General features: G+C 55.5%; 22 protein-coding genes. 6 read left to right on the top strand and 16 right to left on the bottom strand.

The genetic code is table 11. The features are described 5' to 3' along the window. Positions 1-84 precede the first annotated feature (84 nt). The 3 genes from H8B15_RS07800 to H8B15_RS07810 all read right to left on the bottom strand — a co-directional run bounded on the left by H8B15_RS07800 (position 85) and on the right by H8B15_RS07810 (position 3267). Positions 85-1548, bottom strand: a complete 1464-nt coding sequence (locus H8B15_RS07800) for a carbohydrate-binding protein (RefSeq protein ID WP_187319100.1) — start codon at positions 1546-1548, stop codon at positions 85-87. 457 nt (positions 1549-2005) lie between these two features. After that, on the bottom strand, positions 2006-2380 hold the full coding sequence (locus H8B15_RS07805) for an L-rhamnose mutarotase (RefSeq protein WP_187319101.1): 375 nt from the start codon (positions 2378-2380) through the stop codon (positions 2006-2008). A gap of 26 nt (positions 2381-2406) precedes the next feature. Further along, complete coding sequence (locus tag H8B15_RS07810; RefSeq protein ID WP_187319102.1) at positions 2407-3267, bottom strand: dienelactone hydrolase family protein; 861 nt, start codon at positions 3265-3267, stop codon at positions 2407-2409. A 393-nt stretch (positions 3268-3660) separates the two neighbouring features. Here H8B15_RS07810 and H8B15_RS07815 point away from each other — a divergent pair, with 393 nt between their 5' ends. Together H8B15_RS07815 and H8B15_RS07820 are read left to right on the top strand one after the other, a co-directional pair. Beyond that, positions 3661-5301 (top strand): carboxylesterase/lipase family protein, encoded by a 1641-nt coding sequence (locus H8B15_RS07815; protein WP_187319103.1) that lies wholly within the window; start codon positions 3661-3663, stop codon positions 5299-5301. A gap of 262 nt (positions 5302-5563) precedes the next feature. Next, positions 5564-6247 carry a GAF domain-containing protein gene (locus H8B15_RS07820; RefSeq protein WP_187319104.1) on the top strand — a complete coding sequence of 228 codons (684 nt, stop codon included), beginning with the start codon at positions 5564-5566 and terminating at the stop codon, positions 6245-6247. A gap of 60 nt (positions 6248-6307) precedes the next feature. On the opposite strand, the gene H8B15_RS07825 is transcribed toward H8B15_RS07820, so the two are convergent. Both H8B15_RS07825 and H8B15_RS07830 read right to left on the bottom strand, forming a co-directional pair. Further along, positions 6308-6679 (bottom strand): cupin domain-containing protein, encoded by a 372-nt coding sequence (locus tag H8B15_RS07825; protein WP_187319105.1) that lies wholly within the window; start codon positions 6677-6679, stop codon positions 6308-6310. Between the two features lie 19 nt (positions 6680-6698). After that, a complete protein-coding gene (locus tag H8B15_RS07830) occupies positions 6699-6941 on the bottom strand; it encodes a Kazal-type serine protease inhibitor domain-containing protein (RefSeq protein WP_187319106.1) in 243 nt (80 codons plus the stop codon). A gap of 242 nt (positions 6942-7183) precedes the next feature. Between H8B15_RS07830 and H8B15_RS21260 the strand changes: the two genes are divergently transcribed. Together H8B15_RS21260 and H8B15_RS07840 are read left to right on the top strand one after the other, a co-directional pair. Continuing rightward, a complete protein-coding gene (locus H8B15_RS21260) occupies positions 7184-7618 on the top strand; it encodes a YtxH domain-containing protein (protein WP_187319107.1) in 435 nt (144 codons plus the stop codon). 136 nt (positions 7619-7754) lie between these two features. Then, positions 7755-8453: a YtxH domain-containing protein gene (locus tag H8B15_RS07840; RefSeq protein WP_187319108.1), complete on the top strand. Its 699-nt coding sequence runs from the start codon at positions 7755-7757 to the stop codon at positions 8451-8453. 398 nt (positions 8454-8851) lie between these two features. Here H8B15_RS07840 and lysS read toward each other — a convergent pair whose 3' ends face one another. From lysS to H8B15_RS07875, 7 genes are all read right to left on the bottom strand, one after another. Continuing rightward, positions 8852-10408, bottom strand: coding sequence for a lysine--tRNA ligase (lysS, locus tag H8B15_RS07845; protein WP_187319109.1), 1557 nt, complete (start codon positions 10406-10408; stop codon positions 8852-8854). A 134-nt stretch (positions 10409-10542) separates the two neighbouring features. Then, a complete protein-coding gene (locus tag H8B15_RS07850; RefSeq protein WP_187319110.1) occupies positions 10543-11571 on the bottom strand; it encodes a hypothetical protein in 1029 nt (342 codons plus the stop codon). 244 nt (positions 11572-11815) lie between these two features. Beyond that, a complete protein-coding gene (locus H8B15_RS07855; protein WP_187319111.1) occupies positions 11816-13966 on the bottom strand; it encodes a carboxy terminal-processing peptidase in 2151 nt (716 codons plus the stop codon). Between the two features lie 302 nt (positions 13967-14268). Beyond that, positions 14269-15096, bottom strand: coding sequence for a hypothetical protein (locus tag H8B15_RS21265; protein WP_343069141.1), 828 nt, complete (start codon positions 15094-15096; stop codon positions 14269-14271). Positions 15097-15278: 182 nt separating this feature from the next. After that, positions 15279-15647, bottom strand: coding sequence for a hypothetical protein (locus tag H8B15_RS07865; RefSeq protein ID WP_187319112.1), 369 nt, complete (start codon positions 15645-15647; stop codon positions 15279-15281). Between the two features lie 91 nt (positions 15648-15738). Then, a complete protein-coding gene (locus tag H8B15_RS07870; protein ID WP_187319113.1) occupies positions 15739-16932 on the bottom strand; it encodes a proline dehydrogenase family protein in 1194 nt (397 codons plus the stop codon). 127 nt (positions 16933-17059) lie between these two features. Beyond that, on the bottom strand, positions 17060-17500 hold the full coding sequence (locus H8B15_RS07875; protein WP_187319114.1) for a hypothetical protein: 441 nt from the start codon (positions 17498-17500) through the stop codon (positions 17060-17062). A 141-nt stretch (positions 17501-17641) separates the two neighbouring features. Here H8B15_RS07875 and aroB point away from each other — a divergent pair, with 141 nt between their 5' ends. Both aroB and H8B15_RS07885 read left to right on the top strand, forming a co-directional pair. Continuing rightward, the gene (aroB, locus tag H8B15_RS07880; RefSeq protein WP_187319115.1) at positions 17642-18682 is read left to right on the top strand and encodes a 3-dehydroquinate synthase; all 1041 of its coding nucleotides are present in this window, start codon (positions 17642-17644) and stop codon (positions 18680-18682) included. 195 nt (positions 18683-18877) lie between these two features. Further along, positions 18878-20116, top strand: coding sequence for a 3-phosphoshikimate 1-carboxyvinyltransferase (locus H8B15_RS07885; RefSeq protein WP_187319116.1), 1239 nt, complete (start codon positions 18878-18880; stop codon positions 20114-20116). A gap of 167 nt (positions 20117-20283) precedes the next feature. Here H8B15_RS07885 and H8B15_RS07890 read toward each other — a convergent pair whose 3' ends face one another. The 4 genes from H8B15_RS07890 to H8B15_RS07905 form a co-directional block, all read right to left on the bottom strand. Continuing rightward, positions 20284-20697, bottom strand: a complete 414-nt coding sequence (locus H8B15_RS07890) for a response regulator (protein WP_187319117.1) — start codon at positions 20695-20697, stop codon at positions 20284-20286. Further along, on the bottom strand, positions 20660-21505 hold the full coding sequence (locus H8B15_RS07895) for a sensor histidine kinase (protein WP_187319118.1): 846 nt from the start codon (positions 21503-21505) through the stop codon (positions 20660-20662). Before H8B15_RS07895 ends, H8B15_RS07890 begins: the two co-directional genes overlap by 38 nt. 93 nt (positions 21506-21598) lie before the next feature. Beyond that, on the bottom strand, positions 21599-21913 hold the full coding sequence (locus H8B15_RS07900) for a hypothetical protein (RefSeq protein WP_187319119.1): 315 nt from the start codon (positions 21911-21913) through the stop codon (positions 21599-21601). Positions 21914-22333: 420 nt separating this feature from the next. After that, complete coding sequence (locus tag H8B15_RS07905) at positions 22334-22738, bottom strand: hypothetical protein (protein ID WP_187319120.1); 405 nt, start codon at positions 22736-22738, stop codon at positions 22334-22336. Positions 22739-22752 lie beyond the last annotated feature (14 nt).

The raw sequence follows: 22752 nt of genomic DNA on the forward strand, positions 1-22752 counted from the left end.
CTTCTCACGTTAGCACGCCCGTTGTAGCAATGACTCGTGCTGACGTGAAAAGGTCTTCGCTCCGCTCAGGATGAAAGAGAATATTTACAACACCACCAGCTTCTTCACTACCTTCTCCTTTGTGCTGGACACCTGCACCATATACACGCCACTGGGTAGGGAGGCCTTCTTGCCCAAGTCAAGCGTACTTTCGGAAGTGGTTTGCTGCCACACCTGCTGGCCGTTGGTGTTGGTCACGCGTACTGTGAGGGGAGAGGTAGGGTCGGGGTTTTGCAGACGCAGCAGCAGCGGCGCGCCCGCCGCCCGCGGGTTGGGGTACACCTCTACGCTCAACGAGGTAGGCAAGGCGGCGGTGCCGCCATCAGCGACGGTAGCGGCCGCGCTGGCGGTGGCCGTCGTCACCTTCGTGATGCGCAGCCAGTTGAAGTTCCAGCCGCCGGTTTGGGCAAACACGCCGAAGTTGTAGGTGCCCGCATTCACGTTCACGGTTTGCGAGACGGTGGTCCAGTTCTGCCAGCCGCCCGTGGCCGGAATGCTCACGTTGCCGAGTTGGGTGGAGCCCGCGTTCAAATCTGACGACAGCGTAGCGCCATTGGGGCTGGCCACGCGGTACTCAATTTTGTAAGAGCCGGAGGTAGGGAAATTGACGTTGTTGTAGGCCATCCAGTCGCCCGCGTCGATGTAGGCCACGTTCTGGCCGCCGCCCGTGTCGGTGGTGTTTTCCAGCTGCACGCCGTTCATGCTGCCGTAGCTTTCGGCCTGAATGGTGGTGGAGGTAGGCGCCGTGGTACCGCCGGTTTTCTGGTACACCCGCACGTAATCGACGTACATGGTGGCGGGCAGCTTGCTTTCATCTACGGTCTGGCCGGGCCAGTTGCCGGCCACGGCCAGGTTCAGGAGTAGGAAAAACGGCCGGTGAAATTCCTCGGTGCTGCCCACGTTGTTCAGAATGCTCATCTCATGGTACTTCACACCATCCACAAACCAGCGGATGGCGCTGGCGTCCCACTCCACCGAGTACACGTGGTAGCCCGAGAGGTCGAGGGTGGTGTTGCCGCCGTACTCGGCGTGGCCGTTGCTGTCCCAGTGCGGCGTGCCGTAAATCTTATTTTCGGAGTTGATGTGCTCCATCACGTCGATTTCGCCGCAACGGGGCCAGCTTACTTGGTCGATGTTGCCGCCCAGCATCCAGAACGCCGGCCACAGGCCCTGCCCTAGCGGCACCTTAATGCGCGCCTCCATCTTGCCGTAGGTGAACTCCTTGATGCCCTTAGTAATCATGCGGGCCGAGGTGTAGGGCATGCCGCCTACCGTCTGCTTCTTGGCCGTGATTTGCAGGATGCCGTTGGCCACCGTGGCATTGGCGGCCTGGTAGTACTGCTTCTCGTTGTTGCCCCAGCCGCCGCCGCCGGTTTCAAATTTCCAGCTGGAGCTGATGCCGTTAGTAAATTCATCGGCCCACACCTGCTGGTAGGTTTGGGCCTGCACCGCCGTTGAGCCAAGTACGCACAAGGCAGCCCCCAAAAGTTTGGTAAAGGTGGTTTTCATAAAAGTGAATGTGTGGTGGAAAGGAAAGAAAGAGCGAGGGTAGGGAGCCGGCAGGTGCGGCGGAACTGGTAGGGGCCGAAGCCCAGGCTGGCACTGGTATCAAGCAGGGTAGCGCAGCGCCGAAAGCAACCAAATATTTCAACTTTCCGGACAAAATACAATAGTCTACACCCTACAGAACGATATGGAAAATGCGTTGAGCGAGCGATACACAACTATGGCTATACACTTGCCGCACACGTGGCGCGGGCCTGCATTTCCAGCTGCGGGGCTAAATGCAACTCCGAAGGATTGCGGCAGATACTGGTTACTGAACAAGCTAAGCACGCCTCGAAAACCGGAATTTTCTCTGAAAAAAATCTGCAGTTTAACAATCAGGAAAGTACCAAAACGCACATTGCCCTACCCCCAGACGTTGGGTAGGGCAATGTGAGAGCAGCCAATGTGTAGCCCGAGGCTACGCGTCCATGGTATAGATGCGCTCCATCAGGCGCCACTTTTCGGCGGCGGTGGCCGTGGCGGTGGTTTGCTGGCATGCCGACACTACAGCCTCCCACTCAGCCTGACGGGGCTTGGTGGCCAGCACCTGCATAGCGGCGTCGTGGTCGAAGTCGGGCACGGTGTCCATAATCATGACGGCTTGATTATCGAGTAGGTAAATTTCCATGTGCAGGATGCCTACCTCCCGCATGCCCTGCGCAATTTCGGGCCAGACGCCCTCGGGGGAGTGCAGCTGCCGGTAGGTAGCCAACAGGGCGGCATCTGGTTTGAGGCTAAGGGCTTTGCAGTAGCGTTTGAAGGGGGTAGGGTGGGGTTGTTCGGGGTAGCCCATGTGTTGCAAGAGATAAAAAGAACAGGTTAGGTCAACTGCTTTTTGAACAGCTCCAACGTACGCTGCCAGGCCAGCTGCGCAGCTTCGGCGTTGTAGCGGGCCGGGGAGGTGTCGTTGTTAAAAGCGTGGTTGACGCCCTCGTACACGTAGAGCTGGTAGGGAATGTTGGCAACTTTCAAGGCAGCTTCGTAGGCCGGAATGCCGGCATTCACCCGCTCGTCGAGGCCGGCGTAGTGCAGCAGCAGGTGGGCTTTGATGTTGGGCACGTCCTCGGCCTTAGGCTGGGTGCCGTAGTAGGCCACGGCAACGTCCAGCTTGGGGTCGTGGGTGGCGAGCTTGTTGGCCATAGCGCCGCCCCAGCAAAAGCCCACGCAGCCGGTGCGGCCGTTGCAGTCGGGGCGCTGGCGCAGGTAGGTGAGGGCCGCCAGGTAGTTTTGTAGCGTTTTTTCCGCATCGAGCTTGCCGATGAGCGTGCGGCCTTCGTCTTCATTAGCCGGCGTGCCACCAAACTCCGACAGCGCATCTACGCCCAACGCCAGGTAGCCGGCCTGGGCCACGCGCCGCGTCACGTCCTGAATGTGCGGCGTCAGCCCCCGGTTTTCGTGAATGACCACCACCGCGCCGCGCTTCTTCTTTTTCTTGGGCTGCACCAGGTAGCCTTTCATGGTCACGCCGGCCGCGCCGGGCCACGTCACGGTTTCCGTCAGCAGGTCGTCGGCGGTGGTGGCCACAGTGGCGGCTTGGGCGTAGCCGGGTTCCAAGGCAGCCAGCGCTGTGGCGGCCAGGGCGGCGCTGCCAGCCAGCTTGGTTAGGCGCTCCAGAAACTCCTTGCGAGAGAGCGGGGCGTGGGTATATTCATCAAACAGATTGATAATGCGCTGATCCATAGACAACAGAACAAAAGGTGAGAAGGCGAGGGCAGTAGACGGCAAAAGGTAGGGATAAACCGGGATAGTGCTGCTGGCCGTTGCCCTGCCCCAAAGCACGCACGAGCCTGGAGCAGCTTCGGGTTTAGTATGTAGAGACACCGGCCGACATTGTGCAAGCTGATGAGAGCAGCTTACGTGCTCAACGACGAGATACAAAATGTGGTGTCTCTGCTTCCTACAGCTACACTGACTCCGAATCTGTTCTAGTGTCACGCAGAATGCTATATTTCCCTGTCTCAAGCTGCGTTTTATACAGGGGCGGCTTATTTGCATTTGCTGCGTATTCCTGCTAACATCAGCAAACGGAGCCACTGGCTGCCCGTATCTACTGATCTTACCCTACCCCATCCTATGAAAGTATTCCTTCTCGCCGCCCTGCTCACGGTGCCGCTGCTACCCGCTACCACCGTAGCACAAACCAAAACGGCCGCGGCTAACAGCCTCGCCAGCAACCGCGTGCAAACAGCCAACGGCCCGCTGGAAGGCACCACGGCCGCCAGCGGCATCCACGAGTTCAAGGGCGTGCCCTTCGCTGCGCCGCCCGTGGGCGAGCTGCGCTGGCGGGAGCCGCAGCCGGTGAAAAACTGGACCAACGTGCGCCCTGCTAAGCAGTTTGGACCGCGCGCCATGCAGCTGCCGCTGTTTGGTGATATGAACTTTCGCTCCGATGGCGTGAGCGAAGACTGCCTCTACCTGAACGTATGGACGCCCGCCAAAACCGGCCGCGAAAAGCTGCCGGTGCTGGTGTATTTCTACGGCGGCGGCTTTGTGGCCGGCGACGGCTCCGAGCCGCGCTACGACGGCGAGAGCATGGCCCGGCGCGGCATTGTGGCCGTCACGGTCAACTACCGCCTAGGCGTGTTCGGTTTCTTTGCACACCCCGAACTGACGAAAGAGTCGCCCCACCACGCCTCCGGCAACTACGGCTTCCTGGACCAGAGCGCGGCCCTGCGCTGGGTGCAGCAAAACATTGCCGCCTTCGGTGGCGACCCCAAGCAAGTGACCATTGCCGGCGAGTCGGCCGGGTCGATGTCGGTGAGTGCGCAGATGGCCTCGCCGCTGTCGAAAACGCTGTTTGCGCGGGCCATTGGTGAAAGTGGCTCCATGCTGAACACTGGTTTCGGACCGCTGCCGCTGGCCGAGGTAGAGCAAGCCGGGGTAGCTTTTGCTACCAGCCTGGGTGCTGTCTCGCTGGCCGCGCTGCGCGCCCTACCTGCCCAGCAACTGCTGGAGGCTACCGGCAAGCCGGGCGTGGCTCGTTTTGCGCCTACCCTCGATGGATATTTCTTCACCAAGATGCCCACGGCTACGTTTGCCGCCGGAGAGCAGGCGCACGTGCCGCTGCTAGTAGGCTGGAACTCGCAGGAAATGGCCTACCAGGCAGTGCTGGGCCAGGAGAAGCCCACGGTAGCTAACTACACCAAAGCCTTGCAGAAGCTATACGGCAACCAGGCCGCTGCCGCGCAGAAAGCCTACCCTGCCGCCACCGACGCCGATGTAGAGCAAGCCGCCACCAATTTAGCCGGCGACCGGTTTATTGCCTACAGCACCTGGAAGTGGGCCGAAATGCAGCAGAAAACCGGCGGCCAGCCCGTGTACCGCTACCTCTACGCCCGCCCCCGCCCCGCCATGACGCCCGAAATGGGAAACGCCACCGCCGGCCTGGCCGGGGGGGTAGTGAAGCAAGCCGCCGACGCACCCAAGGCGCCCCCAGCCAAGGGAGCAGTGCACTCCGCCGAAATAGAATACGCCATGGGTAACCTCGGTACCAACAAGGTATATGCCTGGACACCTGATGATTATAAGGTGTCTAAGACCATTCAAACGTACTTCTCTAATTTCATCAAAACCGGCAACCCCAATAGCGCCGGCCTGCCTACCTGGCCCCAGGCCAGCAGCGGCCAGGTGCTGCACATCGACGTGAAGACCCAAGCCGAGCCCGATAAAACCCAGCCGCGTTATCAGTTCATGGAGCAGCAATTCGGTAAATAGGCGTGTTCTTTTCGCAAATAGGTAGGAGCACGTCTGCGTCCTAAAGCCTTTGGGAGGCACTGCGTCGGTTGTTGGTAGCTGGCCTAGAGCCTCTCAGAGACTTCATTTTTTAGGATAACTACGTACTGCTGGGTACAGCTTACTAGGATTCGTTGCTCTTCGGTGAATCTCTGTATAGGTTGAAAAAATAGAGGATAAACTCAACTATACATCTGAATAATATATTACTACGTATATATTAAAGCTCAGTACTATATCGCGCATGATGGTCTTACCAGATAGTTTAATTCCATCCAATGAGGAAGACAGGCTGCAAGCATTAGCGCCTTTTCGGGCGTTGCATGTACTACCAGATGTCGTTTTCGATGCGTTTGTCGAATTAGTTGCCTTGCTTTTTGACGCTCCCGTAGCCATGCTGTCGTTTGTGGATGCTGACACGGTGTGGATGAAGGCACTGTATGGGCTGTCGGAGCCCCGGCGTGTACCGCGCGACCAGAGCTTATGCTCGGTCACCATTTTGCGGGAAACAACCACTGTTATTCAAAACCTGAACGAGGTAGGACTGCCTACGCCTATAGCCGACTTGCTCAACGAGATGCTGCACCTGCGCTTCTACGTAGGGCATCCGTTGCAAACGCCGGAGGGCTACAACATTGGCGTGCTAGGCATTGCGGGGCGAGAGGTTCGGTTGTTCGACGAAGCCCAGCAACAACGCCTGCGCGATCTGGCTTCATTGGCTATGCAACTGCTGCAATTGCGGCTGGCTTTGCTTCACAACGGAGAAAACCCCGCTCCTGTGTGGACCTTTTTCTATGACGAATTGATGCAATGCATCGTGCAGTTGGAGCCCGGTAGCCTAGATGCAGCCAGTCGACTACAAACTATCGATCAGATAGTTACGCTACTGCAAAGCTACCTGAACCGCGCAACTGTCATTCAGCCGTAATACTTTACCCCGTTAAGTAAGGCAAAAACAATCAGCTGGCTATATACTCCGTGATGCCGGCTACTCAGCTTCCCGGTTCACGGTATCGGGGTTGAAAGCGGGCACGCAGATAGACCAGTACTCGCACTCCTCCGCAAACGGATTGGAATAGCGCACCCGAGTGCCCGCTTTAATCAGAAGCGATTCTCCTGCGCCTAGCTCTAGTACGTCGCCGTCTACTTCAAAGCGTTTGCGGCCCCGCACAATCAGCGTGATTTCGTCGAAGGCGGGCGTTTGGTGCGGCTCGCTCCATTGAGGTGGTGCCACCATGTGCGCCACGCTATATTGCGGCGTATGAGTGCTGGCCAGGCCAATGTGCTCCTCTATAAGCTTGCCATCGGTGGTGGGCACCCGGAAGGGCGCTTGCTGGCGGAAATAGCGTTTTTCAGACATAGGTAGGGTAGGAAAGAGGTTAATTAGTCGTGCCCGCACAGGCACCAGGAGTGTAGCTAGTGACGCCGGCGTTGTCGGCGGCACAGCTATTGGAGTACGTTTTGCCGTCGCAGCCACACACGGGGTCGTAGTTCATGGGGCACATAGCGTCCTTGCGGATTTTGGCTAGGTCGATGCAGGCCGTGGCCGCAGTAGGCGGGGGCGTACGATGACAAGCGGCACTACTAAGGAGCAAGCACGCAAAAAGGAATTTGGAAAGCATAGGCAGAGAGGAAAGTAGTGGGCCGCAAAAGGCAGCGTCAGCAGAAAGTACGAAATAAGTAGGTAGCCGTTGGAATATCTGTGTATTCCTATTTTTTGTTCTTTGGCTAAAACCCACGCCCGTTGCCTTCGTATAGTAAGGCAGATTGCCACCATGCCAAAGCGCAACCTGATGGTATTGCTTCGGCAAGAGGGTAGCAGTCGTTCATCTGATTCTATACACAACTTTTCTCTCCCCACACAATGTCCTATCAAGAAGAAGACAACACGGGTAAAATTCTCCTCGCCGCTCTTGCTGGTGCTGCCGCTGGTATTGTAACTGGCTTGCTCATTGCACCCGATAAAGGCAAGGAAACCCGCGAAAATCTGAAAAGCGCCGCTACGAAGTACAGCGGCCAGCTAGGCGAGCAGTTGTCGAAATACGGCGAAGAGCTGGACTCGAAATTCAAAGGCTACGTTGAGAAACTGGAAGACTTGGGCATCGGCGAAGTTGGCAGTAGCCTGAACCTGAAAGGTAACTGGGACGAAGCCAAAGGCAAACTGAAGCAGCAATACGCCCAGCTCACCGACGAAGATTTGGAATATGCCGACGGCAAAGGCGATGAGCTAGTAGGCCGCCTGCAGCAAAAGCTAGGCAAAGGCAAAAAAGAAATTGTGAAATTGCTCAACGACCTGTAGGTCTGACTGATTTTCCTGCTTCAGAAAAGGCCTGACATATACGTCAGGTCTTTTTTGTTACCCTCAGGTTAACCCTAGCTCCCCGGGTTGCGTTATTCGCTGACAGAGTGCCTCTTCACTTCTTTTCCCTATTCTCATGAAAGACAACAAAGACAACGCCGGTAAAATTATTCTCTCCTTGCTGATTGGCGCCACTGCTGGTGCTGTAGCCGGCTTGCTGCTAGCCCCCGAAGCGGGGGAAGAAACTCGCGCCAACCTAAAGAAATCGGCCGCTAAGCTCGGCGACGACGTGAATAAGCTGCTGCAAAAAGGCCAGGAAAGCATTGACCAGGCCAAGACCAGCGCTGCTGGTTTGGTAGAGCAGGGCAAAGCTGCCGCCAACGATGCCCTGGCCTCCCTCTCGGCCGAAGCGCAAGGCCTAGCCGGCAAAGCCACCGACCTAGCGCACCAAGCTACCGAGCAAGCCAAAAAGGTGGCCGATGAAGTAAGTAGCAAAGCACAGGCATTGGCTGGCACCGCTACCGACAAAGTGCAAGCTGCCGCCGATACCGTAACCGGACAAGCAAAAGGGTTGGCTGACCAAGCGAAAGATGTGGCCGACAAAGTGACCGGACAAGCAAAAGACCTGGCCGAAACTGCTGCCGACAAGGGGGCAGCCGTAGCCGAGCAGGCTGACACAGAACTAAATAGTGCTACTGCTGAGGCCAAGCACCTAGTGAACCACGCGGAAAAAGCTCCAATCAATCAGCCCGCCGGACCGCAGCCTACCCCCAAAGTGGACCCAATAGAAGCCAAAGCACATCACAACGCCAATACAAACGACGACGTAGCGTAACTTTTTTTGAAAAAGTTTTCAGCTCTGTAACCTTCCTCAGAGCCCTGCGTTAAAGAAGATATAACCGGCTTGAATAGATGAACGGATAGTTGTTTGTCGTAAAATTGCCGACAGTAGGAGCTTCTGCCTGAACTGGTCAAACATTCAGGTCGTAAAATCATACTTGTCCATCGCAAGCTTCCTCAAACAGACCGTTCTGAATGGTTAGCCGATTATACTCGAAAGGCCGCCCGCAATTACTGCGAGCGGCCTTTCCTTGTTTTGTGGTACTTATTTGAACCGTCATGCTGAGCAAAGCCGAAGCATCTCGCGTGCTGACGAAAGATAGTATCCAACTTCAGCACGCGAGATGCTTCGACTCCGCTCAGCATGACCGAACATCGATATAACCAGCTCGATTAGGCCTCCGGGTGCGGGGCGTTTTCCGACTTAGTGTACTCCGGCTTCATCTGTGGGAAGAACAACACATCCTGAATAGACGTGGAGTTCGTCATAATCATGCTTAGGCGGTCGATGCCGATGCCCAGACCGGCTGTAGGCGGCATGCCGTACTCCAAAGCCCGCAGGAAGTCCTCGTCGAGCACCATCGCCTCCGTGTCACCGCGCTTGCCCAACTCCAACTGCTCCTCGAAGCGGGCGCGCTGGTCGATAGGGTCATTCAGCTCGGAGAAGGCGTTGCAGATTTCCTTGCCGTTGCAAATCGCCTCGAAACGCTCTACCAGGCCCGGCTTGTCGCGGTGCTTTTTCGCCAGCGGCGACATCTCCACGGGGTAGTCGGTGATGAAGGTAGGCTGAATGAGCTTCGGCTCTACGTGCTCCCCGAAAATCTCGTCGATGATTTTGGCTTTGCCCATGCTGGGGTCGAGGCCTACCTTGAGGTCTTTGGCAGCGGCGCGCAGTTCATCCTCGCTCTTGCCATCAATGCTGAAGCCAGTGTAGTGCTCAATGGATTCAGCCATCGTGAAGCGCTTCCAGGGGCGCTGGAAATTGATAAGGTTCTCGCCTACCTGCACTTCGGTTTTGCCGTGCAGGGCTAGGGCCACGCGCTCCACCATTTCCTCCACCAGGTCCATCATCCAGTAGTAGTCCTTGTACGCCACGTACAGCTCCATCTGGGTGAACTCGGGGTTGTGGAAGCGCGACATGCCCTCGTTGCGGAAGTCCTTCGAGAATTCGTACACGCCATCGAAACCACCCACAATCAGGCGCTTCAGGTACAGCTCGTTGGCAATGCGCAGGTAGAGCGTCATGTCCAGCGTGTTGTGGTGCGTTTTGAAGGGACGGGCGGCGGCGCCACCGTATAGCGGCTGTAGGATGGGCGTTTCCACCTCCAGGTAGCCTTTGTCGTTGAGGTAGTTGCGCATGGCCTGCACCAGCTGCGTGCGCTTCACAAAAGCGTCGCGCACGTGCGGGTTCACTACCAGGTCCACGTAGCGCTGGCGGTAGCGCTGCTCGGGGTCGGTGAAGGCGTCGTAGGTCACTTTCTCGCCGGTGGCTTCGTCCATGCGCTCCTTCACCACGGGTAGGGGGCGCAGGGCTTTGCTCAGCAGCTTGAAGTTCTTCACGTGGATGGACGTTTCGCCTACCATCGTCTTGAACACGTAGCCTTCTACTCCCACAAAGTCGCCCAAATCGAGCAGCTTCTTGAACACGGTGTTGTACAGCTCCTTGTCCTCGCCGGGGCAGATTTCGTCGCGGTTCACGTAGAGCTGAATGCGGCCCGACGCGTCCTGCAACTCGGCAAACGAGGCCTTACCCTTCACCCGAATCGACATCAGGCGGCCCGCTAGGCGCACGTCCTGAAAGTTATTCAGCTCGGGGTGGTAGTTGTCGTGAATTTCCTGGGCGTAGAAGTTCACGTCAAACAGCTCGGACGGATACGGTTCAATACCGAGCTTTTGTAGTTCGTCCAGCTTCTGACGACGAATAAGCTCCTGTTCGCTAAGATGATGCATAGGGTAGGGGTGTGGCAGACGGCTGCAGCCGCAAAAGTCAAGCTGCAAAGGTAAACCATGGCGCAACAAAAAACGCTGGCCCAGCAGGCCAGCGTTTACGTGTATATGCAGTAGGACTGTTAGAAGCAGTTGGGTTAGGCAGCAATGCCCATTTGGCCATCGGCCTCCTGGCCCAGCACCTGGGGCTCTACCCGCGTGCGCAGGCGCTCCTGCACGAAGCCATGCTGCAAGTGCTTGGGCAAGTCGGCTACAAGCTGCTGGTAGCGCTCCAGGCCCATGGCCTTGGCCACGTAGGTTTCGTGGATGCCATTGAGGTAGCTCACTACATTCAGCAGCGACTGATGAAACAGCTGGAAGTCGATATCTGCCTCTACGTAGCGCTCAATCTCGCGGCTGGTCTGCGAAATCTGCAAGCGGCCCAGCAGATCGAAGATGGTGGTGTAGCCCAGGCGCCAGGTAATCTGCTGCCAGTGCGCGGCCGTCCACTTATCCAGCGGCTTGCCGGTCTTCTGGCTGCGAATAGCTGTGTTGGGGTTGTTCTGCACCTGTTGGCGCGTCCACTGAGCTTTCATCTTGCGTGTGGTGCGCAGGAACTGCCCAATCTGCGCCTGGGCCTCAATCTCCTTGCCGGCAATGTGCAGCCCGGCTTTGTAGCCCGCCAGGGGTAGGCGATGGATGCTGAAGTCGCCGTAGCTACCGGCCGCGTAGAACGATACCGGCCGCGGGTAAGCGTTACGCACCACCAGTCGCCCTACCTCCCGCCGAATAAGCGAAGGGTTGTTGCCGCGCACACCCGTAGTGTACAGAAAGGCCTGCAAGCCAGCTAAAATGGTATGATACGCCTGCGGAAAAGTCCAGTGCAGGGCATTGCGCAGATAGTCCTCGTCGCCCAGCTCAGCAGTGGCACGCAATGCGTACTCAGTGCTCCAGCATGTGTGCAACAGGCGTGTAATGGCCTGAATGTCCGTATCCGCCAACTCGGCCTCGTGGGCCCGGAAGAAGGGGAGGTGCTGCAAGCCGCCCAGCGCATCATCGCCTTCCTGAATATGGTAATTCAGAGCGAAGAAGTAGTTAAGGAAGACCTGGGCCGGAATGGATTTACGCCACGTTTCCTCGGCTTGTTTCTGCTCGTCCGTCACGAGCGGAATGATAGGGGTTTCCATTGTCGTCGTCATGCTAAGTAAACAGGAAATAGCTGCTATTTGGTTGCATATTTACTAAAAATATTCGTAATACGTTTTTAGTATAAATTACTGATTTATAATCGATTGTATGTGCTTGATATTTCTTTCACGTTTCCTGAATATAAAGTCTGTTTACTAATGATATTGGTTAGGGTGCGCTGCCGCAAAAAAAGCCCCGGTACCATGTCGGCACCGGGGCTCTTAATAAGGTAGGAACTACAAGCTACGCCTCATCCTGAATAACTGATACAGCTTCACGCAAGGTCATGTCCTTGCGCAACGGCTTCACGAAGCGAACAGCGCGGTTCACCTTCACCGTGTCGCTACCCTGCGCCTGGATATCAGTAGCCAAGGCACTAATATTGATGGTAGCAGCAGCTTTCTGAGCAGCTTCAAACTTATCTGACTCGATCTTAGCTTTGTCTTGCTCGGCCTTGTATGTTGTCAGTTTCAGCGACACACTGGTATCGTTCTTACGCTGCACCATGCGCTGTACCATCTCGCTCATCAACTTGAAGCGTGGGTCAGTAGCTACGCGCTTCTGGCTGGCAGCACTTAGCTTAGAAATGTTCGGCGCATCAGCCCAGGTCTTGTAACGAGCCGGCGCAATTTCGTCCCATTTCAAAGGATACTCGGCTTCTTTCTCACCTTGGTCGAGGTAGCTGTACGGGTCGGGCAATACGATGTCCGACATCACCCCCTTGAACTGCGTCGAGCCGCCGTTGATGCGGTAGAACTTCTGCGTGGTCAGCTTCAGCGAACCAAACGGCTTAATGTTGTTGAACTCAGCGGGTAGAGCATCATCCAGATCGAAGATACGCTGCACTGTGCCTTTACCATAGGTGCTGGTAGAACCCATCACAATACCGCGCTTGTAGTCCTGAATGGCTGCCGCTAGAATCTCGGAAGCCGAGGCGCTAAACTTGTTTACCAATACCACCAGCGGGCCGGTGTACTGCACGCGGGGGTCACGGTCGTTGAGTACGGTAGCGGCACCCTGGCGGCTACGTACCTGCACCACCGGACCACTATCGATAAACAGGCCAGCCATTTCTACAGCATCCGTCAAGGAGCCACCGCCGTTAAAGCGCAGGTCAAGTACTAGGCCCTGAATGTTTTCTTTTTGCAGCTTTTCCAACTCCTTCTTCACGTCGTTGGCCGAGCTGCGGCCACCGTTGTCGTTGAAGTCGGCATAGAAGGAAGGCAATTTGATGTAGCCATACTTCTTCCCCCCCTCGTTGATGGTAGCCGATTGCGCGAAAGTGTCTTCAATGATAACTACGTCGCGGATAATCGGAATAATCTTGGTGCTGCCGTCGGCCTTTTTCACCGTGAGGCGCACTTCCGTGCCCTTCTTGCCTTTGATCAGCACAATGGCTTTGTCTAGGCGCATACCTTCTACTGATACCGGTACCTCGGCGCCCTGGCCTACCCGCGTAATGATATCACCAGCTTTCAACTCGCCCTGGCGGTAGGAAGCGCTACCTGGAATGATGTCAGCCACTTTGATTTGGCCGTCTTTCTCTTGCAACGAAGCGCCGATGCCTTCAAAACGACCCGTCATAGCTTGATCGAAGTTGTCTTTGTCGCGCGGTGCAAAGTACTCGGTGTGGGGGTCGTAAGTATTAGCCACTACATTGGCATACATCGCCAAACGGTCGTTGGTATCAGTCTGGAGCAAGTCACGGAACTGATCATCATAGTATTTCAGCACGCGCTTGCGGGCTTCGGCCTCCATCTGTTCAGGGGTGCGATTAGGCTCATCAGTAGTGAGGGTAGCGCTTTTGCTAGTAGAAGCTGTCAGGTTGCCTTTGCCAGTGCGCTTGGATTGCTCATCCATCATCTCCGACATCTGCACCAAGGCCCGGTACTTCAGAAACTTACGCCAGTCCTCACGCTGCGCTGCCTTATCAGCCGGAAAAACCATTTTTTCCGGATCGGTTTCCATCTTTTCCTCCACAGTAAAGTCAAACGGCTTGGTCAGGATGTCGCGGTAGAGGGCCTGAATATCCTTCACGCGCTGATCCATCAGCTGTGTGCTCAAGTCCATGAACTCATGCGACCCGCGCTTCACCTGATCATCAATCTCTGTCTGGTACTTGCTGAGCTGTGCTACGTCGGACTTCAACAGAAACTTTTTGTTGACGTCGATGCGCTTGAGGTATAAATCAAACACACGCTTGGAAAAGGAATCGTCAATCTTTTCCGGCTGATAGTGTGCAATGTTCAACCCACTCAGCATCACTCTGATCAGTACATCGTCTTTCTGAGGGGCTGTGGCATCATTGCGCTGGTACAGCTTGTAGGATGCCAACACAAAGATGGCCATCACCAGCGAGGCATACAGGCCTATTTTAAGTCGTGGGGAAGACATGAAGAAAAAATAAAATGGAGGAAAACCAAATATAGGAAAAACACACTCTGTTTGCGTACGTGCACACAGATTGCGCGGTTTAGTATCAGAACGCCTAAATCAGACAAATAAGTGCCCTGTATACAACAGCATTTATATTCCTGAGGGTAGGAATTATAGCAACGGCGGCCACGTAGCTCGTGAGCACTTTTTGCATGCTGATGCTGTGTTAATACAAAAAATCAGCCTGAAACGCAAAGAAGCCTTCCCTGAAACAGGAAAGGCTTCTTTATTACTACTGCGTAAGCAGTTATTTGATATACTTAGTACTTGTAGATACGGTCACCTTGGTGGCGACGGAACTCTTCTTCGAAGTACTTGGCGTCTTCTTCGTTACGGGGTTTTACACCCATTACGATACCACCATTTTTTACATCTTGCTCATATTCAGCGGCATGCTCTTCAGGAATGCCCGAGCCTACCAGTGCGCCTACTAGGCCGCCCGTGAGACCACCGGCACCGGCACCAGCCAATGCAGCAGCAATTGGACCGGCAATTACCAAGCCCAAGCCGGGCAGTGCCACCGAGGTGCCAATGGCGGCAATAGCGCCAATTACAGCGCCAGCAGTACCACCAATAGCGGAACCTACACCAGCACCTTCCATAGCTTTGTCGCCCAGATCGGTTTCGGGCGTATCATCACCGAAGTGCGTTTTACGCGTTTCATCCGACATCAGCAGGTTCACATCGTCTTTCGTGTAGCCACGTGACGAGAGAGAATTGTAAGCACGCTCAGCGCTGCTACGGTCGCGGAAAGTAGAAGTCAACATGCTAGTTCCGCTGCCACTGCTACCCGAACGGTAGGGCTCGCCCGTTACGGCGTGTGCTGCTTCGTCAGCTGTATTTTGTATGCCATCAATCCCACGGCCTACTGCTGCTCCTACCGAGCCGGCCATTGCTCCGCCTTTAGCGGTAGCGCTATAATCGTCGCCATCAATACCAGGGTTTGCGCCAGTGCCAGCGTTGTAGCTAGTGCCTTCGTTGCTTGTGCTAGAGCTATTGCCTACGCCGGTACCAGTGTTGGTAGTACCATAGTTAGCGCCTGCGCCTGTACCTGTGTTCTGTGGGTTGTTACGATCGTTCGTGTTCATCGGGAAAGAGTCTTAAGGTTAAATAGAAAAGGTGTATTCCGGACTTGCACACATAGAATGTGCGGGAGTCTCGAAACACACCTTTTTTAACGAGGACGATATGATAGGGTTACAGCTAGCTGTGCAGTTGCCCGTATCTTGTACTCTTACCTCTTTCGGTTGTACCTATTGGAGAAACACGATTAGAGAAATTGGCTGTAATTCTCGTCGTTTTGCCAGAAGTCGCGGCACTCGCTACGGAGCGTTTTCACAAAATCCGGGTCCTGTTTCAATTGCCGCCATTCACCCATGCCCAATCGCTCGCACATCTTGAAAAAGTTGTCGCCCTGCCCTTTAGCACCCTTTATTTTCACTAGGCAACTCAGCAACGGACGATTCGCATGAAATTCGGATTCGGAGATTTCAGCGAGAATTTCAACCAAACGCGACTTTTCGTGGGTAATATCCAGGTTCAGCCCCAATTCTGCCTCCTGAATAAGATTCAAGAAGCTGGTAGTGCCGACTTGCTGACGAGCAAAGCGAATAAGATGCGTACGGACGCGATTAATCATGTGGGAAAAGCAGGGGTGGAACAAATACCCCTGGGTGGAGGGGCGCACTGACGAGTAAAAGAGCTAAAACTATGCCGTTCCCTGGATCAGTTTAAACCGACATCCGACGACGAGCTATTTCCTTTTGAATCAATAAAAATTCGCGGCTGCTTTGCCCGGCAATGGCGGTGTTTTCGTCGGCGCGGCGCAGGAGATAGGGCATCACGGCAGCTACCGGGCCGTAGGGCACGTATTTGGCCGTGTTGTAGCCAGCGTGTGCTAGGTTATACGTAAGATTATCACTCATGCCATAGAGCTGTGCAAACCATACGCGGGTATCGCTGGGCGCAATGCGGCGGGCCTGCATCAGTTCCGTGAGCAGGAGGGAACTGGCTTCGTTGTGGGTGCCGGCGCACAGGCTGATGCGGTCGATGTGGTCGATGCAGTAGCGCAGGGCGTCGTCGTAGAGTTGGTCGGTGGCTGTTTTGGTGGGATTGATGGGGTTGGCGTAGCCACGCTGAGCAGCTGTGCGGCCTTCCTTTTCCATGTAGGCACCTCGTACCAACTTGCCACCTAGGTAGTAGCCATCAGCTTTTGCAGTGGCATAGGCTTGCTGTAGTGCTTCCAATCGGTCGTGGCGGTAGAGTTGGTAGGTGTTCCAAACGATGGCCGACTCGCGGTTGTACTTCGCCATCATCTCATAGGTTAGCGCATCAATGGTGTCCTGAAACCAGCTTTCTTCCGCATCAATGAACACGCGCACTCCGTGGCGGTGCGCTAGGCCGCAAATGGCGTCAACGCGGGCGTGGGCGCGCTCGTAGCTGGCCTGCTCGGTAGGTGTGAGGGGCTTGCCAGTTTGCTTCTTTTCCAGGATGGCGCTATCGGCTACCCCCGTCACTTTGAAAACCGAAAATGGGATGTGCTCGGAGCGGTGCGCCAGCTCTATTGTCGCCAATAGCTCGTCGCGGGTGCGGTCGAAGCTCCGGTCATCGCCTTCGCCCTCCACCGAATAGTCGAGGATGGTGCCGATGTTGTAACGGCCCAACTCCTCAATCACCGGCTTGCATTCCTGAATGGTTTCGCCCCCGCAAAACTGCGAGAAGATGCTGTGCTTCACCAAGAACTTAACGCCGGGTATGTGCCATCGCAGGGCCGTTTTCATCAGCGAGCCGCCCGCTTTCACGGTGGCCGGACTATTCATGGCCGCAAAGAGGGCGTAGGTTTTGCGCAGGTCCGCATCCGACTTGGCGGCAAAGGCAACAGCGGTATCCTCGAATGAGACGGGCGGAGCTTGGGTAGCAGGCATAAGAAAACAAATCGGGAGTAAAACAGCGAAAAGGGCATTTTCGCAGGGCGAAGATACCTTTTTTAACACCGTTTCTTCTGCCATAGTTGCACCTGCTCCAGGGTGTTTTGGCTAGCAGTTGCTGGCGCTATTGGGTAGGGTAGGAAACCGTATTGCCGGCCATAGATGATACGGGCCGTTTGCGGGCAAACAGGTGTCCCCGGCCCTCCGCGTCTGAATCGCGCAGGTAGAGGCGGTTGCCGACCACCGTATAAAACTGGTGTGCCCGGTAGCCGTGGTATACAATCAGCTGTTTACGGTGGCGCAGGGTAAACTGCGCGGCGCCGGTCATGGAGTTGTCTTGGTAGAAGCGGGCCCGGCCACGCCGGTCAAACTCCACGGCGCTGGTGTGCCCTACTAGAGCGGGTGTCAGTTTCAAAGAGTCCGTGGGTAGGGTGGTTTCCACCCATTCCCAGCGGCCTACCAGTTGGTCCTCCACACCCGCCACCGAATCCCGGCTACAGCCTGTCGTGAATAAGCCACTCACACAAAGAAGCACAATGCCGCCTTTCTGGTATAGAGCATTCATAAATAGATACTTAAATAATGTAGTAAAAGCCCCGCGCTAGTAGGATTCGATAAAGCCGCGAAAGGTTGCAGCAAATCACGCTATTTTTACCAAAGTTCTTGTGGATTCTGTGCAAAAAATTTACCAGAAAATTCAATAGACGTGACTACTTCTATTTTCATTGGCCCTAATTCGTTGCCCGAGCTGGCTGCTTTGCTGGCTCGTCCTGCCGTGGGGCAGGTAGTCGTAGTAACGGACGACAACACGCAACGCCTGTGCTACCCTATTCTGCGCCCCTACCTACCTGAAGAACACAGCGTAGTGGTGCTGTCGGCAGGGGAGGAGTTTAAGACGCTCAGCAGCTGCGAGGTGGTGTGGAACGAACTTACGACGCAGCGCGCCGACCGGTTTGCTGTGGTCGTGAACCTAGGCGGCGGGGTAATCACGGACCTAGGGGGCTTCAGCGCTGCACTCTACAAGCGGGGCATCCGGTTTATGCAGGTGCCCACTACCTTGCTGGCGCAGGTAGATGCCAGTGTAGGCGGCAAAACCGGCGTAGATTACCAGGGCTTTAAAAACCACATCGGCGTTTTTCAGGAGCCGGCGGGCGTGTTCATCGACCCGCAGTTTTTGCAAACCCTCGACCCGCGGCAGTTGAAATCGGGCTACGCCGAGATTGTGAAGCACTGGCTGATTGCCGACGCCGACGCCTTTGCTGAGGGTAGGAAAACCGGCTTGTTTGTGGACGACTGGACACCAATTATTCGGGCTTCGGTGGCTACTAAGGAAGCTATTGTGGCGCAAGACCCGCTAGAAAGTGGCCTGCGCAAGATTCTGAACTTTGGCCACACGTTGGGCCATGCCTTGGAAAGTTACCTGCTCACGCAGCCCGGCCGCGAGATACTACACGGCGAGGCTGTGGCCGCGGGTATGATCTGCGAAAGCTGGCTGTCGGTGCAAAAGGGCTTGCTGAGCCCCGAGGAACTGGACAAGATTGAAACGTTCTTGTTTTCGATTTACGAGAAGGTATCGTTCGTGTCGTTGGAAACGGAGGCCATTGCTGATTTTGCTCGTCAGGACAAGAAAAACGCCGGCACTACCATCAACTGCACATTGTTGGAGGCCATTGGCCGGGCTGTGTACGACCAACCCATTACAATGCACGACGTAGCCGATTCGCTCCGCTATTATCAGAAAATATAGACCAGTAGGTAGCTACTACTAGTTGAGCTTCCTGTGCGTTTGTGCCTCTGCTAAAGTAGAAACGCACAGTGCAAAAGCTTAGAAACTGTTTGAGTTAGCTGAAAAGGTTGCGTCTCCACACCATTCAATAAGTAACTCAAACAACTTCTCAGATAAAAATAGCATTCGACCTTTTACACCTAATCTGCACATCCTTTGTCTACTACCCTCACTTGGTCTGGCCAGCCTCTTGGCGGCACGGCGCAACTGCCCGCTTCTAAAAGTGAAAGCAACCGTGCTCTTATTATTCGGGCGCTGGCTGGCGGCGGCCAGCTCGATAATCTATCCGATGCCAACGATACGCAATTGATGCAGCGTCTGCTGGCCGATCCAGCAGCTACTGTATTTGACGCGGAAGACGCCGGCACAGTGATGCGCTTCCTGACCGCCTACCTTGCCGCTACCGATAGCCACGGCTTGCTCACGGGCACTGCCCGGATGCAAGAACGCCCTATTAAGGTGTTGGTAGACGCATTGCGCGAATTAGGCGCCACCATTAGCTACGAAAAGCAGGAGGGCTACCCGCCGCTGCGTTTAGAAGGCTGGCAAATGGCTACAGCTAACGAAAACGAGGAAGAAATACCGGAACTGGCCGTGCGCGGCGATATCAGCAGCCAGTACATTTCGGCACTGCTGATGATTGCACCCACGCTCCCGCATGGTCTGCTCGTGCGCCTGACCGGCAAGGTAGGCTCGCGGCCTTATATTCGGATGACACAGGCACTGATGCAGCACTTCGGGGCCGACTGCCGCGACCTGGGTAGCGTGCTGCAAGTACGCCCGCAGGCGTATCATCCTGCTGACTATACCATTGAGAGTGACTGGTCGGCGGCAAGTTACTGGTATGCCATGGTTGCCTTGGGGCCGCAGGGCTCGGAAATTACATTGCCGGGCTTGCGCGAATACTCGTGGCAGGGCGACCAGGCCATTGTGGGCATTATGGCGCAGTTGGGCGTTGCTACCGAGTACGTGGCCGATGGCGTGCGCCTCACGCAGATTCCGCCGGCCACAGCTGCCGCGCAGGACTTCACCGATTGCCCCGATCTGGCCCAAACCGTAGCCGTAGTGGCCGCCGCCTTGGATGTGCCATTTGACATGACCGGGCTGGAAAGTCTGCGCATCAAGGAAACGGACCGCATTGCTGCCTTGCAAACCGAACTGGCAAAGTTTGGCGGGGCGCTGACCGACGTAGGCGACGGCCGCTTTCGGGTGGCCTCCACCGATTTTAAGGTAGGGGGCCAGTCGGTGGCTACCTACCACGACCACCGTATGGCCATGGCATTTGCCCCGCTAGCCATGCGCGGAGCCCTTACAGTAGAAGCGCCGCAGGTGGTGCGCAAGTCCTACCCCCAGTTCTGGGCCGAGTTGCAAAAAGCGGGTTTTGAGGTACAATAGAGACGCGTATTTGCGTCTTGTCGTTGAACAATCGGGTAGCAGATATTCAACGATGAGACGCAAATACGCGTCCCTATATTGTTTAGGCAGCCCTGATGTTGTGCTAACCCTACCTCAACCTCAGCAACGGCGAGACACTAAATGTTGTGTCTCTACCCCAGCGTGAGCTAGTTGTATAGCACTTGAGGGGCAGCCTCGCTGCTGGTGCGCATTACCGTGCGGATGGCGCTTTGCACTTGCTCGGGGTCGGCGTTTTTGAGGAGGTAGCCGTGGGCGCCCTCGGCGCGCAGGCTCTCAATCAGCTCCGGCTCGTCGTGCATTGAGATGATGATGACGCGCACGTGCGGATACTGGGCGCGCAGCAGGCGGGTGGTCTGGAGGCCGTCGAGGTTAGGCATTTGCAAGTCCATCAGCACCACGTCGGGCACCAAGCCCTGGTCGAAATGGTCCAGCAACTCTTCCCCGTCACCGGCTTCAAACAGCACTTCCATGCCCGCAAAACCGCTTAATAATGCGTGCAGGCCTTTTCGAAATAGTATATGATCATCGACCACCGCCAGGCGAATAGGGGTGTTGCTCATAGGTGGTGACAGGAATAACAGGATCGGAAGCAAGATACTCAAGGGGTAGGGAAATCCAAACCCTGCTGCCCATGCCCGGTGCCGATTCATGTTGCAACATACCACGCAATACGGCTACCCGGCTGCGTAGGTTGGTGAAACCCAGGCCTATGCGGGCACCCACGGCCGGTTGGGCCTCTACCAGCGCCGGATCGAAGCCCACGCCGTTGTCGATGTACTGGATGGAAAGCGAATCGGGGCCGAAGTTGACGGTGATGTCGATGTTGGCGGCCTGGGCGTGGCGCAGGCCGTTGCCGAGCAGCTCCTGCACCACGCGGTAAATAATCAGCTCTTGCTGGGCCGAAAGGCGGCGGGGTTGCCCGTGCTGGGTTATCACTACGTGGGTAGGGCCGTCGGCGGGCACGGTGCGGGCCAGGGCTTCAAGGGCAAAGGGGAGGCCGAACTTCTGGAGAGTAGCAGGCAGTAGGTTGCGCGAAATGCGGCGTACTTCGCCAATTACCTGGTCCAGCAAATCGGTGGCGTCGCGGGTGAGGTCGGGGCGGGAGAGGGCGTTGAGGTGCATTTTCACGATGGCCAGGGTGGTGCCTACCCCGTCGTGCAGCTCGCCGGCAATGCGGCGGCGCTCTTCTTCCTGGGCCAGCAGGGCGGCTTCCAGGGCCTGCTGCTGGGCGGTATCTTCCACGGCGCGCATCTGCTCCTGCTGCTGAAACAGCCGCCGCTGATAGCGAATTACAAAGACGATGATGCCGCCCGAGAGCAGCATCAGCAGCGGCGTAATCAGAACCAGTGGAAGTAACGATTCGGGCATAGCAACACAAACAAGCGACTATACGCCCGGCGGGTCGTACTGACTACGAAGATATGTATTTTCCCGACCCACTAGCACGTTGGTAAAACGAAGCTAGTTTGCCGGAATAGTATGCCGCCGATGGCGCCAGCGCAGCCACTTAGGCAGCGCCTGCCGGGGCGGCCGATCCAGCGGAAACCGGGCAAACATCAGCGCTTGAAACATAGCCGCTACCCCAGCCGAGAGGATGAACGGAATCATATTGAGGAATATAAAGTCGAAAGCTTTGTATTGCTCTAAATACGAATTGATGATGGCTACGATGAGTGGTACTGAATAAAAGACAATGACACTAATGGATAATAAGAAATCGGGCCGTTTCTCGATAACGGGTACGTTTTCTTCGGTCAGAATTAGGATATAATACAAGGCATAAGAAAGCAGCAACAGATTGCCGAAAATACGTGCGTATATGTTTACCACTTTCATAAAGCCATGCCAATAAACGGCATCGCCGAACGCAACGCATAAGAAAGCAATGTAGCCTACCTGCACGATTCGTCGGAAGACTGGCCGTGGAATAAGGCGATAGTATACCTGCGATAAAAAAGTGACTTGTAAAACTGATGTTAGATGGAAGCAGAAAATATTATTGTGTAAGTACACTCTTCCGTAACGTCCTAGATACCAAATGCCTAGTAAGCTAAGTGTATGGTAAAAAACAGGTCTGAATGTATAAGGGATATGGCGCAAACGAGGTAGCGCTACAGCAAATGGCACTAAGGCAAACGCCTCAGCGCCTAATGCCATAGCGTATAGAAGAGAATCCCACCAAGACATAATGGTGTTCTACTGGATTAGTGGGCTATCATCGGAGCAATGATCGGGACAGTTAAGACCTTCATCCAGCACCGGATCATCCACAGAGCCATCTTCACACTCGCTTACGTCCAGCAAGTCGTTGCCGTGCTTATCAACGGCTACCAGCACCACGCGGCGGCGGTTGGTGGTGGTAGGGTCGGTATCGTCGATGCCCTGGTAAATGCGGATGCCCACGCAGCGCTTACCCCAGCGTTTCATGAGCTTGTTGATGGCTTTGCGGCCGAAGAAAGTGGCATAGGTAGGCTCTTGCGCCACGCCGTCTTCGTCAAACTCGGGGTGTTCTTGCTGGTACTTTTTGGTCCATTTAGCGGCAGTATCCAGCGGAATAGGGCTACCCACTGAGGGATTGTAGGGAGAGGAAAAATCGGCCATGCAGCAATTGCAAA

The organism is Hymenobacter citatus (genome assembly GCF_014333615.1).
Classification (GTDB): Bacteria; Bacteroidota; Bacteroidia; order Cytophagales; family Hymenobacteraceae; genus Hymenobacter; species Hymenobacter citatus.